13 protein-coding genes and 3 pseudogenes are annotated in these 16,237 nt (G+C 60.4%); 5 read left to right on the top strand and 11 right to left on the bottom strand.

What is annotated here, in order from left to right:
- Positions 1 to 108: 108 nt before the first annotated feature.
- From M1D34_RS27120 to aztA, 10 genes and pseudogenes are all read right to left on the bottom strand, one after another.
- Positions 109 to 768 carry a GntR family transcriptional regulator gene (locus M1D34_RS27120; RefSeq protein WP_498785732.1) on the bottom strand — a complete coding sequence of 220 codons (660 nt, stop codon included), beginning with the start codon at positions 766 to 768 and terminating at the stop codon, positions 109 to 111.
- Positions 769 to 1,406: 638 nt separating this feature from the next.
- Positions 1,407 to 2,828 (bottom strand): ABC transporter ATP-binding protein, encoded by a 1,422-nt coding sequence (locus M1D34_RS27115; protein ID WP_498785730.1) that lies wholly within the window; start codon positions 2,826 to 2,828, stop codon positions 1,407 to 1,409.
- A complete protein-coding gene (locus M1D34_RS27110; RefSeq protein ID WP_498785729.1) occupies positions 2,825 to 3,649 on the bottom strand; it encodes an ABC transporter permease in 825 nt (274 codons plus the stop codon). Before M1D34_RS27110 ends, M1D34_RS27115 begins: the two co-directional genes overlap by 4 nt.
- On the bottom strand, positions 3,646 to 4,584 hold the full coding sequence (locus M1D34_RS27105) for an ABC transporter permease (protein ID WP_498785727.1): 939 nt from the start codon (positions 4,582 to 4,584) through the stop codon (positions 3,646 to 3,648). The genes M1D34_RS27110 and M1D34_RS27105 overlap by 4 nt, the downstream gene beginning before the upstream one ends.
- Before the next feature lie 11 nt (positions 4,585 to 4,595).
- Positions 4,596 to 6,116 (bottom strand): ABC transporter substrate-binding protein, encoded by a 1,521-nt coding sequence (locus M1D34_RS27100; protein WP_498785725.1) that lies wholly within the window; start codon positions 6,114 to 6,116, stop codon positions 4,596 to 4,598.
- 41 nt (positions 6,117 to 6,157) lie between these two features.
- Entirely contained in the window at positions 6,158 to 6,442 is a 285-nt protein-coding gene (locus M1D34_RS27095) for a hypothetical protein (RefSeq protein WP_498785723.1), read from the bottom strand.
- A complete protein-coding gene (locus M1D34_RS27090) occupies positions 6,439 to 7,566 on the bottom strand; it encodes a CobW family GTP-binding protein (RefSeq protein ID WP_498785721.1) in 1,128 nt (375 codons plus the stop codon). Before M1D34_RS27090 ends, M1D34_RS27095 begins: the two co-directional genes overlap by 4 nt.
- Positions 7,567 to 7,636: 70 nt before the next feature.
- A pseudogene (gene aztC, locus M1D34_RS27085) lies at positions 7,637 to 8,617 on the bottom strand (zinc ABC transporter substrate-binding protein AztC).
- A gap of 18 nt (positions 8,618 to 8,635) precedes the next feature.
- Positions 8,636 to 9,501, bottom strand: a pseudogene (aztB, locus tag M1D34_RS27080) (zinc ABC transporter permease AztB).
- The gene (gene aztA, locus M1D34_RS27075) at positions 9,494 to 10,303 is read right to left on the bottom strand and encodes a zinc ABC transporter ATP-binding protein AztA (protein WP_498785719.1); all 810 of its coding nucleotides are present in this window, start codon (positions 10,301 to 10,303) and stop codon (positions 9,494 to 9,496) included. Before aztA ends, aztB begins: the two are co-directional and overlap by 8 nt.
- 136 nt (positions 10,304 to 10,439) lie before the next feature.
- Between aztA and M1D34_RS27070 the strand changes: the two genes are divergently transcribed.
- From M1D34_RS27070 to M1D34_RS27055, 4 genes and pseudogenes are all read left to right on the top strand, one after another.
- Positions 10,440 to 11,426: a CobW family GTP-binding protein gene (locus M1D34_RS27070; RefSeq protein WP_498785717.1), complete on the top strand. Its 987-nt coding sequence runs from the start codon at positions 10,440 to 10,442 to the stop codon at positions 11,424 to 11,426.
- A 42-nt stretch (positions 11,427 to 11,468) separates the two neighbouring features.
- Positions 11,469 to 12,704, top strand: coding sequence for a zinc metallochaperone AztD (gene aztD, locus M1D34_RS27065; protein WP_498785715.1), 1,236 nt, complete (start codon positions 11,469 to 11,471; stop codon positions 12,702 to 12,704).
- Positions 12,705 to 12,774: 70 nt separating this feature from the next.
- A complete protein-coding gene (locus M1D34_RS27060) occupies positions 12,775 to 13,188 on the top strand; it encodes a Fur family transcriptional regulator (RefSeq protein WP_498785713.1) in 414 nt (137 codons plus the stop codon).
- Between the two features lie 44 nt (positions 13,189 to 13,232).
- A pseudogene (locus tag M1D34_RS27055) lies at positions 13,233 to 14,136 on the top strand (CobW family GTP-binding protein).
- Here M1D34_RS27055 and M1D34_RS27050 read toward each other — a convergent pair.
- On the bottom strand, positions 14,037 to 14,933 hold the full coding sequence (locus tag M1D34_RS27050; protein WP_498785711.1) for a LysR substrate-binding domain-containing protein: 897 nt from the start codon (positions 14,931 to 14,933) through the stop codon (positions 14,037 to 14,039). The pseudogene M1D34_RS27055 and the gene M1D34_RS27050 sit on opposite strands and share 100 nt — an antisense overlap.
- A gap of 105 nt (positions 14,934 to 15,038) precedes the next feature.
- Here M1D34_RS27050 and M1D34_RS27045 point away from each other — a divergent pair, with 105 nt between their 5' ends.
- Positions 15,039 to 16,220 carry a trans-sulfuration enzyme family protein gene (locus M1D34_RS27045; protein WP_498785709.1) on the top strand — a complete coding sequence of 394 codons (1,182 nt, stop codon included), beginning with the start codon at positions 15,039 to 15,041 and terminating at the stop codon, positions 16,218 to 16,220.
- Positions 16,221 to 16,237: the final 17 nt, after the last annotated feature.

Here is a 16,237-nt window from a genome sequence, read left to right as displayed (position 1 = left end):
GAGTTCGCGTGCAAATTCAACCGATGCGGGATGTGGGCTGGCAGTCGGCGACGGCAAGGGTCCGCTCGGAGCCGGGAAATGCTGCAAAGCAATGTGCGGAACGCGCGATCAGCCAATGATCGCGAAGGCGCCGCCAGATACGTTCTTCACCGGTCTTTGCCCGATCCTCTGGACGTGGCGCTCCAGCACGGCTGCGGCGTTCTCGGTCCGGCCCTGGCGAAGGAAAGCCAGAATCGCCCGGTGGTCATGATCAGGCCCGACCTCCCAGTCCGAGCGCCAGCTGGCAAAGAGGAAACGGGCGCTGACCGCATGCAGATCGTCGATAGTGGCGAGCAGGCGCGGCATGCCGCAAGGCGTCAGGATCAGCCGATGGAAGCGGCGATTCGCCGCCTCCCAGGAGCGAACATCGCGCGCATTGTCGCCTTCGACCGTCGCCTGCTCGGCGTGATCGAGGATCGCAGACGTCAGATGCGGTGCTGCATGGCGTAGCGCCAGAACTTCGAGTGCCGCCCGCATCTCGGCAACCTCGCGAACCTGCTCGAGGCCAAAAGAGGCGACCCGCACGCCGCGGCGCGGCTCGCTCACTGCGAGGCCCTGCGCTTCAAGCCTGCGAAAGGCCTCGCGCACAGGCACATGGCTTGTCCCGAACTCCTCCGCGATGTGATCCTGCCGGAGCTTGGTGCCCGGCTCCAGCTCACCCGTCACGATCCGTTCCGCGAGAATGCGGCAAATGCGGTTGGCAATTGTGTCTTCGTTCGTCGCGGTCATGTTTTATAGATAATTTGCGGCGGCCCCATTGTCGAGACAGACGGAGGATTGGCGACGATCTCCCCTCACTAAAGACTACGAGGATGTGGCGGGGACTTCGGCAGGCAGGGATAACCGATCGAGCCATACTACACGCCTTAAAAGGATATAACTGTTGAATACCGGGCGGCGCATCCAAGCGCGGCAGAAAGCTGACAAGCCGCCGATGATGTTGGGGAGCTTAACGGCCTATTGCGTTGACCTTGGTGCGCCAGCCGACCATTCTCCTCTTCGTTTCGAAATAGTTGACCATACATAGGCTGAGGTCGCCCGTTTTCCTTGGCGATGTCGAAGACTCGGCTTCAGAAGTTATCCTGGCTGCCGCCGACATCGCCACGTTGGTGGGGACACCAGTCGCCCGCATTGCGTTCTCGACTGCGACTCGGGCATCTTGGTAACGAACAGAACCCAAGATGTCCCGACACGCATATGCCACCTTCATGTATGCATACGAGGCATGGGCAAGACCAGAAACAGCCCGCTCATATTGGCCAGCAGAAGCTATCGAAGGGGAGAGAGCCAGCGCGACCAGCAGCGACGCCAGCCCGACCGAGTAAATACCGTCCCGTCCCCTCGCCTGCGCCATTGGTATCCAATCCTCAATTCGTCCACCGATTGTTCTCAAGGTTTATCAGCCGTGTCGAGACATTCTCGGCAAGACCGCGGTCGTGGGTGACCAACAGAACTGCAAGGCCGGACTCTTCGACGATCTCCTGGAGGAGCGCAATGACGTCCTGCTGGCTGACAGGGTCGAGGCGAGAGGTCGCCTCGTCGGCAAAGAGGAAGGCAGGATCAAGCAGAAGTGCCCGCAAGAGCGCGAACCGCTGCAATTCACCACCCGACACCTGCCCGGGCATGCGATCGTACAGCGTTTCCGGCAACCGCAACCGGCGACACAGTACCTCGACCTCCGACCAGTCTTTGCCATGCAGACTGGTCAGATCTTTCAATCCTCGGCGGATCGTCTGATGCGGTGCGAAGGCGGCAGGCGGGTCCTGATAAAGCTTCTGGAAACGCAGAGACGACAGCCCTGGCCGACGCTCGATGGCTCCTGCATCGGGCTTCGTCAGGCCGAGCAGAATATTGCCGATCGTGGTCTTGCCGCAGCCGCTCGGACCGACGATTGACACGATCTCGCCAGCCGCAACTTCGACATCGAAGTCGGAAAACAGGACCTTATCGCCATATCGTTTTTCCAGTCCCTGAGCTGCGATGACAGCCTTGCCAAGCGTTGGTCTTATTCGCCGCTCCCATTGCGAAGGATCAGCGGCAAGAAGCGCCTTAGTGTAAGCATGCTCCGGTGCGTCGAGTAGCGTTTCGGCGGGTCCGTACTCAACGAGCCGGCCATCAAGCATCACGCCGATCGTACCGCCGAGCGCCCTGGCAACGGCGACATCATGGGTGATGGTCAGGAGTAATCGCCCTGCATCGACCTCGCTTTTGAGCCGCGCCGTCACCGAGCCCCTTAGCGCCGCGTCGAGACCTTTCGTCGGCTCGTCGGCGATAAACAATTCGCTGTCGGTGGCATGCGCCATGGCGATGGCCGCTCGCTGGCCCATGCCACCCGAGATCTGGAACGGATAGAGCGCCTCGGCTGAGGAAAGGGAAACGTCCGCGAGGTTTTCTTTCGCGTCATTTGCACTTTCGATAGCCGCCTTGCCTTTGACGTAACGATGAACCTCGGCGACCTGCGAAACCACGCGCATTGTCGGATTCATCGCCAGCCACGGCTCCTGTGGCAGAAGGCCAATGCTTCGGCCCCAGCGACGGCGCCGCTCAGCGGCCGTTTCCTTGAGGAGATCCGCCTCCTCGAAGATCACGCGCCCCGTGGCGTGCAGTTCCGGCGGCAGGTTGCCCATGATCGCCTGGGCGACCAGCGATTTTCCAGAGCCGCTTTCGCCAAGCAAGGTCAGTGGCCGGCCTCTGCCCAATGAAAGCGAGACCTTCGAAACAATGGGGCCGTCCGCAGAGTGGATCGACAGATCGTGAACCGCAAGGTCGTTCTTCACCTGGATGTTCATGCACGCTCTCCCTGAGCAAGAAGTTGCAGGCCAAGAACGAGCAGGAAGATCAGGGCTGCCGGAAGCAGCACATGCACCGGCGCCTCGCTGTAATAGGGCAAGAGTTCGACGATCATGCTGCCAAGTTCCGGCGTCGGCGGTTGCAGGCCGACACTGATCGCGCTCAGCGTAGAGACCGCGATAATGGCTGTTGCCATAGCGAAGGCTGAAAGCGTCGCGATCATAGGCGCGATCACTGGCAGGACATATCGCGCGAGGATGTAACGTGAGCCGAAACCAAGCATTCGCGCCGCTTCGATATGGGGCTGGGCAAGGACTGCGTTCGTGGTCGCCTTCGTCACCCGGTAGAACTCGACCCATAAGGTCAAAGCCAGGCCCAGGAAGAGCGGTCCATAGTTACCCGGCGAAAAGGCGAGCAGAAGCAGCACGAGCATAAGACCAGGCAATGCCAATACGACGGTCGCAATGAGTTCCAGACCCTTTTCGGCCCAACCGCCTCTCCAGGCAGCGAGCAGGCCCAGAGACACGCCGGGTATGGCCGCCGCCAGCATGGTGAGGAAGGCCATTCCGAACGAGAGGCGCGCGCCATGGGCAAGACGTGCGAGCAGGCTGCGTCCGTAGTGGTCGGCGCCAAGCAGATAGTCGCTCCCGATCGGAGCAAGGCTGGCGCCGAAATCCTGGGCGGCCGGATCGGAGGGAATGACCGCCGGCCCGATGATGGCAAAACCGCCGAGCAGGATCAGCAGGCCGGCGCCGGCCAAACGCGTCGGTCCGAGACCCGCCTTCGGCCGCTGGTCGAATATCTGGTCCATCGTAGTCATGCGATTTTCCCCATACGCGGATCGAGCCATAGCGTCACAAGGTCGACAATGGCGGCGATGGCGACGAACATCAGTCCCATCGCCAGCGCCGTGCCCTGCACCATGGGAACATCCCGCTCGACAATCGCGTGCACCAGCGCGTGACCAATCCCCGGATAGGCAAACAGCGACTCCACGACCACGACCCCCTCAATCAGGTAGATGGCCTGAAGACCGAGATAGGACACGACGGGAATGGCTGCGTTCCTGAGCCCATGACGCCGCACGACGACCGCCTCCGGAAGGCCCTTGTAGCGAGCGAAGGCGAAGTAGGGCGCGCGTGCCACCACTGCCACCGCGTTGCGGGTGACGCGGCTCGACATGGCCGCCAACCCGAGCGCCAGCGTCAGCGCCGGCAGGAGGATCTCTCGCGGCGAACCGAAGCCCGCCGGCGGCAACCAGCCTAGCTGCCGGGAAAACACCAACATCAGGATCAAGCCCAGAACGAAGGGCGGAATGGCGCGAAAGGTGACCGCGGCCATAAGGCCGATGCGATCCGCGACGCCGCCGGGCCTGAGGCCACCGAAGACGCCCACGATCGGGCCAATCAGCAGCGACAGCAGGAGAGCCGCCGCCGCCAGCCACACAGAAGCACCCAGTTGCACCTGCAGTTCATGCGCCACTGCACGCCCCGTGACCAGCGAGTGGCCGAGGTCGAAGCGCACGAGGCTGCCGAGCCAATCGAGGAACTGGACGGCGATCGGCAGATCGAGCCCGAGTTCGAGGCGTACCTTTTCCGCCGCGTCAGCGATCCGCGCGTCCGGACCGTAGCGGCCGGCCGCAATACGCATAGCGGGGTCACCCGGCAGAACGCGCATTAGAACGAAGCACAGGGCTCCGACCACGATGGCGACGATTCCCGCCTGCAAGAGGCGCGCAATAAGAAAGTTCTTCATCGCAATGCCCGTCATTCTGCCCAGCGAATGGAGGAGAGGCCGTAGTTCACCTCAAGCGGATCAACCCCGACACCGGAAATGCGCTTGCTAGAAACAATAGCCAGCTCCGACCAGGTTACTGGAATGCTCGGCAGTTCCTCTTGCAGGATTTCCACGGCGCGGGCCTGAAGTGGTGCCCGGGCGGTGGCATCGCTTGTCGCCGCAAGCTGTTCGACGATGGCTTGGATCTCCTTGTTGTCCCAGCCCATCGAGCCCCAGTCGCTTCCGCCTGGTCCGTAGTCCTGGAGCAATGTGCCGACCGGGTCTGGCACAATCGAGAAAAGCCGCGAAACCAGTCCCATCTCCAACGTCCCGTCCTGGTGGCGCGCGGGGATTTCCGAGCTGTTTCCGACGGAGACTTTTACATCGATGCCAACCTGCCGTAGTTGTGCCTGAAGTGCGGTGGCAATCGGCGGCAGCTCCGGCCAACTGGCGTAGGTAAGCAGACTGACGCTGAAGCGTTTTCCGTCCTTCTCCAAGATGCCGTCGGTGCCCGGCACCCAGCCTGCCGTCTTGAGCAATTCCTTCGCCTTCTCAATGTCTCTCTCTAGCGGTTGAACATCAGGAGAGTTCCAACCCTTCATGGCGGGCGGGAAGAGCTGCGTCGCCGCGAGATCGGCGTTGCGCAAAATGACCTTGGTGGTGCCGACGCGGTCGATCGCGGCGCTGATCGCCTGGCGCTCCTCGACCTGATCGAAGAAGGGCGATGCTGCGTTGACCTTAAGAAGCCGGGTGCGAGGTATGGTGGCAATCTGCACATCCAGCTTCGGGTTGGCCTTCAGCCGATCGACGGAGACCGGGAGCATGGAAAAGACGAGGTCGGCCTCGCCGCTTTCGGCCATCAAAGCGCGGGTCTCCCCCTGCCCCACGGCAAGATAGTTCACCTCCTCGATGCCCGGCTTGCCGCCCCACCATGCGCCGGAACTTTCCAGCTCGACTCGCGCCGGCGGCGTGAGGCTCTTCACCTTGTAGGGGCCAGTACCAACAATCTGCGTGATCTTTCCGGCCGCACCGAAAGATGATGGCGCAAGGACGATGGTGCTGAAATGCACGAGATAGGCGGGCAATGCGGAAAACGGCTTGCTCATCCGCACCTGGATATCTTTGCCTTCGACACTGATCTCGGCGATGGGCGCCTGCGACAGGACACCGACACCTGCAAGTGCGCGTTGAAGGCTGGCGACGGTAGCCTCGGCTGTCACCGGCGCTCCATCATGGAAGACAGCGTTGCCACGCAATTTGAACGTCCAGACGAGCCCATCTTCGGAGACCGCCCAGCTTTCCGCGAGGCCGGGAACAAGCGCGCCTTGTTTGTCAGTGGTGACAAGCGTCTCAGCGACCTGCAGACGGCTGAAAACATAGCCGGTCTGTGCCGGCTCGATGCCGGTGATTTCCCACGGACCAGCCACCTTCAGGGCCTCGGCCTGTGCAAAAGCTGGCGGCATCGATGCGCCGAGCATCAATGTGAGGAAAAACGCTTTCACAATGCGCATTGAATTTTCTCCATTTCGGGGGTGAAGTTTTGTCGCAAAAGTCAGTCGGGTTTGAATGCAGCGGAAAACGCCTGGGCTACGTCGTCTTCCCTCACGTCCTTCATTGCCTTGTGAATCGAGACATGGATCGTTCCTGCGCCTTGCATCACGAGGATGACGGTTTCTTTCGGAGCGCAACCGGGCACATGGCAGGCAAGCTCGCTCACCGATACAACGGCCTCTTCGGGTAACGTGAGCACCTCGCGCGCCCAGGATTTGATCGCGCGAGCACTGTTGATGACCGACGGACCATTGCGTGCCAATCGGTTGACGAACGCCTCGCTCATGCCGCCCCCCGTTTGTTCCTCGCCGCCCGCGGAGCCAGGACCGCAAACAGATCACGGATGGGTTTGGCAGCCATGCCCTGCCCGATGAGGACCACGCGACTGCGGTGGTCTTCGTCCGGCCAGTATTCGAGGCGCTGCAGCGGATAGAGCCGGTGCTGCACGGCGTGAGCGACCAGTGGACGGGCTGGGTCGTCCGTGAGCGCGAACATGCCTTTCAGGCGCAGGAGACCAGAACCGATATTGGTGGCCACGATATGGAGGAAGGTATCGACTGCCTGGGGCGAGAGGGGCACATTGTGACTCAAGCTGATCGCCTCGATCTCGTCCCCGTGCCGATTGGGATCATGGGTATGATCAGCATGGGGCCCAAGCCTCTCCAGGGCTAGCCAGCCAGGCACATCCTCGGCCTTGTCCGTGACGGAGTAAGCGCCGTCGCCGAATAGCTCGGCCAGTTCAAACCCCTGCCGATGGCGATCATGGTAGACGGCCGCCGGATTGAGAGCCCTCAGCTCCTCTGGCCAGTCGTGACCAGTGCCGGCGATATCGGTCTTGGTCAGGACCACATGATCGGCAAAGGCCAGTTGCTTCCAGCCTTCCAGGAAACTGTTGAGCGTTGCGCGCCCGTTGAGCACATCGAAAGTCGTGACGACACGGGCAAGGTGAAAGTGCCGGGCCACGACATGATCCCTCAGCCCCATTGCGGGCGAGCCTCCGGGAATGATGCTGTTGATGATGGGGGCCGGGTCGGCAAGCCCGGTCGTCTCAATGACGACCCGTGAGACAGGTGGTATGTCGCCACGAAGCCGCGCCTCGTGCAGGTCCGAAAGGGAGCTTCTGATGTCGCTCGTGGCCGTGCAGCAGATGCAGCCCGTGGTGGTCCGGAAGTAGGTTTCGGAGCCCTTACGCACTAGGTCGTGATCAATCGGGACCGTGCCGAATTCGTTGACTATAACTGCTGTCCCTTGCATGCCGTGATCAGCCAGAATCTCGTTCAACAGCGTTGTCTTGCCGGATCCGAGAAAGCCGGTCAGGAGAGTGACCGGCACGGAATCGTAGAGCCGTCTCACATCGTACTCCGTTGTGGCCAGTGGGTTGCGCCACCGCTTGAACAGGCTGCCAATCATGTCACAGGCATCCGTATGGAATGAACGTGGGTCAGCGACCTGCCTGGCATGAGCCGGGCGAGCCATGTGATCAGCTTCCGAGCATAGCGGCCTTCATCGTGTTCACGTTGTAGCGGAACATGTCGATATAGGTGGATGCGGGACCCTCGCTCTTGGAAAGGGCGTCCGAGTACAGTGTGCCACCGATCTTGATGCCGGTTTCTGTCGAGATCTGCTCGATCAAACGCGGGTTGGTGATGTTTTCGAGGAAGATTGCCGAAGCGTTTTCTTCCTTCACCTGATCGATCTACTTTGCCACGTCGGCTGCAGAGGCTTCCGCTTCCGTCGAGATACCTTCAGGCGCGATGAACTTGAGGCCGTATTCGTGCTCGAAGTAGCCAAAAGCATCATGGGATGTGATCACCGTGCGCTTGTCCGCTGGTATGACTTCGATTGCGGCTTTCACCTCGGTCTCAAGTTCGCCAAGCTTTCCAACATAGGGCTCAGCGTTGGCCGTGTATGTCGCGCAACCGGCCTTGTCGGCTTCGCAGAAGGAATCGGCGATATTCTTCACATAGATTTCGGCATTGTGGATCGACTGCCAGGCATGCGGATCGAACTCGCCGTGGTGGTGACCCTCGTGCCCATGATCGTGACCGTCTTTTTCGTGATTATGTCCAGCCTCGGCCTTCTCGTCGGCCTCGTGACCATGCTCTTCTTCAGCGCTCTTGAGCGGCTCAATCCCCTTGGTCACCTCGACCACAGAGGCTTTCGTGCCGCTGGCTTCGATCAAGCGTGACATGAAGCCTTCGAACCGAAGGCCGTTGACGAGAACGACATCGGCCCCTTCCAGAGCAGCGGCATCCGCCGGTCGAGGTTCATAGACATGCGCGTCGCCGTCGGGTCCGACCAGCGTGGAGATTTCCACCCGTTCCCCGCCGACGTTTTTGGCGAAATCGGCGATGATCGAAAAGCTGGCGACGACCTTCAGCTCGGCAGCCGATGCGCTGGAGGCAAAGCCGCCAAGCGTGATGAGGCTGGCATAGGTGGCAAAGCGTAGGGTGTTGAACATGGAGATCTCCTTGGGTGATCAGGCTGTTTTGTGGCGGGGGGCGTGAGGGCACTCGGAAGCATTCCTCGCCGTCCGGCCAGCGCGGACACGACGTAGATGATGCCCGCCGTCAGGATGATGGCGGGACCGGACGGCAAGGACGCGTGATAGGACAGCAGCAATCCACTGACCGAAGAGATGGCTGCGATGACAATCGCAATGGCGCACATCGCGCGCACCTCGTTGGTCCAGAAGCGGGATGCGGCAGCCGGCAGCATCATCAGACCCACCGATAGCAGTGTGCCAAGCGCCTGGAACCCGCCGACAAGGTTGAGGACGACAAGCGTCAGGAAGATGAGATGAACAGGCGTTCCGATGCGACTGACGGACCGAAGAAAAAGCGGGTCGAGACATTCAGCGACGAGCGCGCGCCAGAAGACCGCCAGCGCGACGAATGTGATGACGGCGACGCCGACAATCAGAGTGAGTGCCGCATCATTGAGGGCCAGTACCGAGCCGAACAGAACATGCATGAGATCGACGCTCGATCCTCTCCAGGACACCAGCAACACTCCGACCGCAAGCGAGATCAGGTAGAAGGCGGCGAGCGAAGCGTCCTCCTTCTGGACGGTGAAGCGTGAGACAATGCCTGAGCCGAGCGCCACCAGCAGTCCGACGATCAGACCGCCGATTGTCATGGGAACGATCTGAAGCCCGAAAAGCACAAAGCCTACGGCAGCACCCGGAAGAATGGCATGCGCCATTGCATCCCCTGTCAGGCTCATGCGCCGCAACATCAGAAAGACGCCGACGGGCGCGCAGCTCACGGACAGAACAAGCGATCCGAAGAGCGCGCGCTGCATGAAGCCATAGCGCAGGAACGGGCCGATCAGATCCTCATACATGACCGGCAACCCTGCGATGGTGTGGGAGGTGATCGATATGGCCGCTATCGTGATTCTGACCGGCCTGCTCGGCATGCTCCTCGCACCAACCGGCCTGTTCGTCCCAGGCCTCCTGAAAGCTGCGCGCCATTCGCAAGTTCCTGGAGGTCATGACGTCAGAGGTGGCTCCCCACGCAACGGGTTTGCGTGCCATTAGAAGGGTCTGGGGGAAATGCTCGCGCACGAGCGCATAGTCATGCAGAACGCAAAGGACTGCCCGCCCTTCTGACACCCAGCCTTTAATGACCACGATGAGGTCTGCAATGGTGCGGGCGTCGACCGCATTGAACGGCTCGTCCAGCAGGATCAGATCGGCATCTTGAAGCATGGTGCGCGCAAAAAGCGCGCGCTGCATCTGCCCACCAGACAGACTGTCGAGGGGGCGTTTCTCGAATCCGATCAATCCGACCGCGCCCAGACAGGCGGAAAGCTTGATCTTGTCCGCTGCACTCAGCCGCCCAAGCAGGCCGCGCTGCTGCCAATAGCCAAGGGAGACGAGGTCTATGACGCGCGCCGGGAACGTTCGGTCGAGCTCGGATTGCTGCGACAGGTAGGCAAGGCGCTGAAAGCGAGATACGCAGGCACCGCTCATCGGGTTCAGGATACCGGCGATGCCCTTCATCAAAGTGGACTTGCCAGACCCGTTGGCGCCGACAACCGCGGTCAACGAACCCCGTTGGACCTTCCCACTCAGGTGATGAACAGCCGCGTGGCCCTGATAGCCAAGCGTAAGCTTCTTGAATTCCAGACAGGTGTTGCTCATCGCGTCCTCGGGGATTGACAGCGACTGAATAAGTAATGTTATTACGTTCGTCAATCGGAAACGTAACGTAATAACATTTGCAACATCCGACCCGCCGGCAGACGGTGCCCATGCCGACTTTTCAGGAGGACCATCCATGTCTCAGATTGAGCCCACCCCCGTCACGGTGCTGACCGGATATCTTGGTGCCGGCAAGACCACGCTTCTCAACCGTATTCTCACGGAACCCCACGGCAAAAAGTTCGCCGTTATCGTCAATGAATTCGGCGAGGTCGGCATCGATAACGACCTCATCGTCGAGTCCGACGAGGACGTGTTCGAGATGAACAACGGCTGCATCTGCTGCACGGTGCGCGGCGACCTTATCCGAATCATCGAGGGTCTGATGCGCCGCCGCGGTCGCTTCGATGGCATCCTCATCGAGACGACGGGCCTCGCTGACCCGGCGCCCGTGGCTCAGACCTTCTTCGTGGACGAAGACGTAAGATCGAAAACCCGGCTGGATTCGATTGTCACCGTCGTTGATGCAAAGCATCTTCTAAGCGAGATTGACCGGGCCCATGAGGCACAGGAACAACTCGCCTTTGCCGATACGATCATCCTCAACAAGACCGATCTCGTCAGCGACGACGACTTAGCTGCTGTGGAGCAGCGCATCCGGCGGATCAATCCCACCGCCAGCATCACCAGATCAACGCGTTGCGACATAGAAATTGCCAGCCTTCTGGATCGCAAGGCGTTCGACCTCGATCGCATTCTGGAGGTCGAGCCCGATTTTCTCGACGAGGAACACGAGCACGAGCATGACGACCATGTCACCAGCTTCTCGCTGGTCGAGCGGGAACCCATGGATCCCGGCAAGTTTCTGAACTGGCTGCAGACGACGGTGCAGGCATTCGGAATGGATATGCTGCGAATGAAGGGGATCATCTCGTTTGTCGGCGACGACGACCGCTTCGTCGTCCAGGCCGTGCACATGCTGCTGGAAGGCGATCACCAGCGACCCTGGAAGGAAAACGAAGATCGGGTGACCCGGCTGGTCTTCATCGGTCGCGATCTCCCCAAGGACGTCATCAGCGACGGCTTTGCCAAGTGCCGCGCGGTTCGACAGGCCGCCGAGTAGCCCGCCGCGCACAAAAAATCACAACATGAAGGAACGACCCCGATGAGACTGTCTCTCACCCGAAACCGCTTGCTGGCTGCCGTGGCAGCGAGCGCGGTCTTCGCCGCAACCGGCGCCTTTGCCGAAGATCATGAGACCAAAGAGGCCTGGCGCCTGTTCGTAGCCGACCATACAAAGCCGGTCGTGCGCGTCATCGATTTCGAAGACGGCAAGGAGCTTGGCCGCTATGACCTCAAGGGATATGCGTCGCTAACGGCAAGTGCATCCGGTCAGACGGTATTTGCGGCCCAAACGGAAGCGGATGTCATCCACGCGATCAAAACTGGCATCAAATTCTCCGACCATGGAGAACACAGCGATCTCGAAGTTTCCGAGCCAGCGCTTTTGCCTGTGACATTTGAGGGAAAGCGCCCCGGCCACGTCGTGCCGCATGATGACCATGTCGTCCTGTTCTACGATCGCACCGACAAGGCAGAAATCGTCGATGAAGCCGACATCCTCGACGGAAAAGTGGAGAAGCGGATTGTCGATACGGTCGAGCCTCATCACGGCGTCGCGGTGACGATGGGCCGCTATGTGCTCGTCTCAGTCCCGAACACGGAAATCGAAACGAAGCCGGAGGAATTGCCCCCGCGCGTCGGTCTTCGCGTCGTCGACGAGGAGGGCGAGCAGCTCGGTGAGGTCGCCACATGCACCGACCTTCATGGTGAGGCGACCTCGGCACGCCTCGTCGCCTTCGGCTGCAAGGAAGGCGTTCTTGTTGCTCGCCCGGGCGGACTTGATGGGCCGAAGCTGGAGATGCTGCCCTATCCCGCCGACTTTCCGAAGGCCTACACCGGCACACTCCTTGGCGGCAAGGCGATGCAGTTCTTCCTCGGCAACTATGGCGATGACAAGCTCGTGTTGATCGACGCGGAGGGCGACGAGCCCTTCCGCCTGATCGAGCTCCCCACCCGGCGGGTCGATTTCCTGCTCGATCCCGCAACACCGCGTAAGGCCTACATTCTGACCGAAGACGGAGACCTCCATGTTCTCGATGTCGTCAAGGGCGAAATCGTCAATAGGGCGAAGGTCACAGAACCTTACAGCAAGGATGGCCATTGGCGCGACCCACGGCCGCGCCTTGCTGTAGCCGATGGCCAGATCGCGATCACCGATCCTCGCCATTCTCTCGTTCGGGTTGTCGATCCGGACACGTTGAAAGAAACGCGCACCATCGCTGTCGAAGGCCAGCCTTTCTCAATCGCTGCCGTCGGCGGCTCCGGCGCCTCGCACTGACCCAACTGTAGCCCGGAACTGTAGCGCAGTTTCGGGCAGCCCCTCAAAACGGCAAGTACCGGAGACGAGCATGTTGCGGGCAGTCCATTCCGACGATGTGAAGCTGACGAAGAACCAGAGCCTCGTGCTCTCGGTGCTGCAATCCTCCGAGCAGCCGCTCAGCGCCTATACCATCTTGGACCGTCTGCGTGATGACGGTTTGAGGGCACCGCTTCAGATCTATCGTGCGCTCGACAAACTGATGAAGGTGGGCTGCATTCACCGGTTGGAAAGCATGAACGCCTTCATCGTCTGTTGCCATTCAAAGCATGGGCAGACCCATCCACGGATCACTGCATTCGAGATCTGCCAAGCCTGCGGGAAGGTCAATGAATTCCACGATACGAAAATCGAGGATGTTCTAGGAAGGCGCGCCAAGGGTAGCGGCTTCAAGATCCGCTCCACCACGATCGAAGTCCACGGCCTCTGCGCCGAATGCCATTGAACTTGAGCTTGGACCGCTAAACGGCCACTGCGCGTTGCCTGATTATGTTTGCACCATTTCATTACAGGCTTCTCACCATGAAGAAGCTCCCTGTTACCGTCCCCTCCAGCTTCCTCGGAGCCGGCAAGACGACTTTGCTGAACCATATTCTCACGAACCGCGACGGCATGCGCGTTGCCCTGATCGTCCAACGATATGAGCGAGGTCAAATTCGACGTCGCACTGGTCCGCGACGGCGGTGCAACCTGTCGCGAACGCAGGAGCAACTGGTCGAGATGACCAATGGCTGCGTGCACGCTACGCGACGACTTGCTGCAGGAAGTGCGGGCACTCGCCCAGCAGGATCGCTTCGACTACCTGATGACCGAATCAACCGGCATCGCCGAGCCACTCCCCATTGCGGCAACTTTCGACTTCCGGGACGAAAACGGGCAGAGCCTTGCGGATGTCTCGAGGCTCGCCACGATGGTGACGGTCGTCGATGCCGCCACCCTTTTGCGGAACCACAGCTCCTCGGACTTCCTGGCGGATCGCGGCGAGACGGCCGGAGGAGGAGACAGCCGGACGCTGGTCGATCTGCTGGTTGAACAGATCGAGTTCGCCGATGTGGTGATCCTCAAACAAGATCAGCATGGCGACGCCGGAACAACGCGATGCCGCCCGCAAGATCATCATCGGGCTAAACCCGGGCGCCAGGGTCATCGAGGCCGATTTCGGCATAGTCGACTTGAAGGAGGTTCCGGCACCGGCCGCTTCGACTTCGCCAGGCCTTCGCTTCGATCGAACAGGCGCCCGTTACCCAATATCGGGGCTCGCCTTCAGTCCCTCGCGATGCCAACCAGGGTGGCTTATCGACCCGCGTGGCGGCTGTTTCGGACGTCCATGAGTGCAGTGACGAACGCTCGAACAAGGCTCGCCTTCTGCATGTCCGGCCGAAACAGAAGGTAACTCTTGAAATAGACCGAGGGCTGGAAAGGCCGAAAAACCAGGCCGCGTTGGACGAAGCCATCAATAGCGAGTGGATTGACGATCGCCAAGCCGACTCCCTCGAGCGCGAGCGCGCAGGCCGTGATCGCAAAAGGGGTTTCGATGACGAGGTTGGGCTTCGATCCCGCTTCGGCGCAGTGGCGCTCGAACTGGAGTCGGGCCCGGTCCTCTGCCGACAACGCTACGTAATCGACATGATGAAAATCTTCGGGCCGGACCACGTCTCGCTCTGCCAGAGGATGCCCCGGTGGGATGGCGCACAGGGCGGGGAAGCTACCAAAGACCTGATGTTCGACCCCCGACAAGTCGACCTCGTCGGCCGCGAGACCAAGATCGAAATCACCATCCACAATGTGGTTGCGCACGGCAGCAGATGACATGATGCTGAGTGTCACGATCGCGGCAGGATAGGTCTCTCTGAACCGCTTCACCGCACGCGGCACGATCGTCGATCCAGCGGCTGCCAGGCTCGCCACGCGGATCTGTCCCGAGCCGAAGTCACGGATGCGCGCGGCCGACGAGCGCAGCAAATCAAGGCCTTTGAAGCTAGAGTCGACGTCCCGGTAGAACGCTTGGCCTTCCGGAGTTGGGATTAGCCTTCCTTTCACGCGGTCGAACAATGCAAAGCCAACAGCCACTTCGAGTTCGCCGACGAGGCGGCTGACGTTCGGCTGGGTCACCCCCATGAGTTCTGCTGCACGCGAAACAGTGCCACTGATGATGACGGCGCGAAACGCCTCGATCTGCCGGAAATTCATCCTCAACACCCATACGGTTTACGCATAGACTTAGACGCCGCGGTCAATTGTTTGTCTACCCTACGCCCGCTTAGACTGTTGGAAATTATCCAATGAGGACAGTCCATGCGTGACAAGACGCTCTGCGTAAAACGGCCCGAAGTTTCCCATGAAGGTTTTGCAAGCCTTGCAACACCGACCTATCGCGCCTCGACGATCGTGTTCGACAGCGCGGAGGCCTACGCCAACCGAAAATATCGCGGCGTTGATGGCTACACCTATGGCCTGCACGGCACACCGACCTCTCGCACACTGGAAGCTTGCATCACGGCCCTTGAACAAGGCGTACGTACAGTTCTCGTGCCATCCGGACAGGCCGCCATCACCATCGTCTTCCTGACCATCCTCATGCCGGGCGATAGCGTTTTGATCCCGGACACAGCCTATCCACCGGTCGCCGGCTTCTGCGAAAACTATCTGAAGCCAAGAGGAATCTCATTCCGAGTCTACGACCCCATGATTGGTGGCGGCATCGCGGAACTGATCGACGAGACGGTCAAGCTGATCTGGACGGAGTCGCCCGGCTCCACCACGATGGAAATCCAGGACATTCCGGCGATCGTCGCGGCGGCAAAGGCCAGAGGCGTGCTGACCGGCTGCGATAATACCTGGGCGACGCCGCTCTACTTGAAACCGCTCGCCCTCGGCATCGATTTCTCTTCCATGGCTCTGACCAAGTATGTCGGCGGCCACTCCGATCTCCTGATGGGATCCATTGCAGTGAAAGACCTCGACCTGCATCGCCGGCTCAAGGATACGATGCGTATGATTGGGGTTGGCATTTCGCCCGACGACTGCGCTCTGGTATTGCGCGGCATTGAGACCATGGGTGTCCGCCTCGCCCATTCCGGACAAATAGCGCTTGAATTTGCCAAGCGGATCGAAAGCCGCGTTGCGCGGGGCCTCGTCCTTCATCCTGCGCTGGAGTCCGCGCCTGGACACGAGGTCTGGAAGCGAGATTTTGCCGGAGCGAGCGGCGTATTCAGCGTCGTCATTCCCGCACATGCCGAACATGCCTTGCCGGCACTGCTGACTGCCGCAAAAACGTTTTCCATTGGAGCCTCCTGGGGAGGCACCCACAGTCTGTTCGCCCCGATGACCATCGTCCGCGTGACGGATGCCAATGCCCATCCAGGAACCATTCTTCGGATCAGCGTCGGGCTTGAGGATGAAGACGACCTCTGGGCCGATCTCGAGCCGATCGTTGATGCCATCACATCCGAAGGGACGATGGTGAGAACTGCCTGAACGACCCAAAATCCGAA

Source organism: Ensifer sp. D2-11, assembly GCF_054161295.1.
The sequence above is the reverse complement of the archived record's forward strand: the minus strand, read 5'-3'. Positions and strand labels throughout refer to the sequence as shown.

Excerpts from the sequence above, each read along its gene's own strand:
- M1D34_RS27120 (WP_498785732.1), bottom strand. The coding sequence starts at position 768 with ATGACCGCGACGAACGAAGACACAATTGCCAACCGCATTTGCCGCATT.
- aztA (WP_498785719.1), bottom strand. The coding sequence starts at position 10,303 with ATGAGCAACACCTGTCTGGAATTCAAGAAGCTTACGCTTGGCTATCAG.
- M1D34_RS27115 (WP_498785730.1), bottom strand. The coding sequence starts at position 2,828 with ATGAACATCCAGGTGAAGAACGACCTTGCGGTTCACGATCTGTCGATC.
- M1D34_RS27110 (WP_498785729.1), bottom strand. The coding sequence starts at position 3,649 with ATGACTACGATGGACCAGATATTCGACCAGCGGCCGAAGGCGGGTCTC.
- M1D34_RS27045 (WP_498785709.1), top strand. The coding sequence starts at position 15,039 with ATGCGTGACAAGACGCTCTGCGTAAAACGGCCCGAAGTTTCCCATGAA.
- M1D34_RS27095 (WP_498785723.1), bottom strand. The coding sequence starts at position 6,442 with ATGAGCGAGGCGTTCGTCAACCGATTGGCACGCAATGGTCCGTCGGTC.
- M1D34_RS27060 (WP_498785713.1), top strand. The coding sequence starts at position 12,775 with ATGTTGCGGGCAGTCCATTCCGACGATGTGAAGCTGACGAAGAACCAG.
- M1D34_RS27090 (WP_498785721.1), bottom strand. The coding sequence starts at position 7,566 with ATGATTGGCAGCCTGTTCAAGCGGTGGCGCAACCCACTGGCCACAACG.
- M1D34_RS27100 (WP_498785725.1), bottom strand. The coding sequence starts at position 6,116 with ATGCGCATTGTGAAAGCGTTTTTCCTCACATTGATGCTCGGCGCATCG.
- M1D34_RS27050 (WP_498785711.1), bottom strand. The coding sequence starts at position 14,933 with ATGAATTTCCGGCAGATCGAGGCGTTTCGCGCCGTCATCATCAGTGGC.
- M1D34_RS27070 (WP_498785717.1), top strand. The coding sequence starts at position 10,440 with ATGTCTCAGATTGAGCCCACCCCCGTCACGGTGCTGACCGGATATCTT.
- aztD (WP_498785715.1), top strand. The coding sequence starts at position 11,469 with ATGAGACTGTCTCTCACCCGAAACCGCTTGCTGGCTGCCGTGGCAGCG.
- M1D34_RS27105 (WP_498785727.1), bottom strand. The coding sequence starts at position 4,584 with ATGAAGAACTTTCTTATTGCGCGCCTCTTGCAGGCGGGAATCGTCGCC.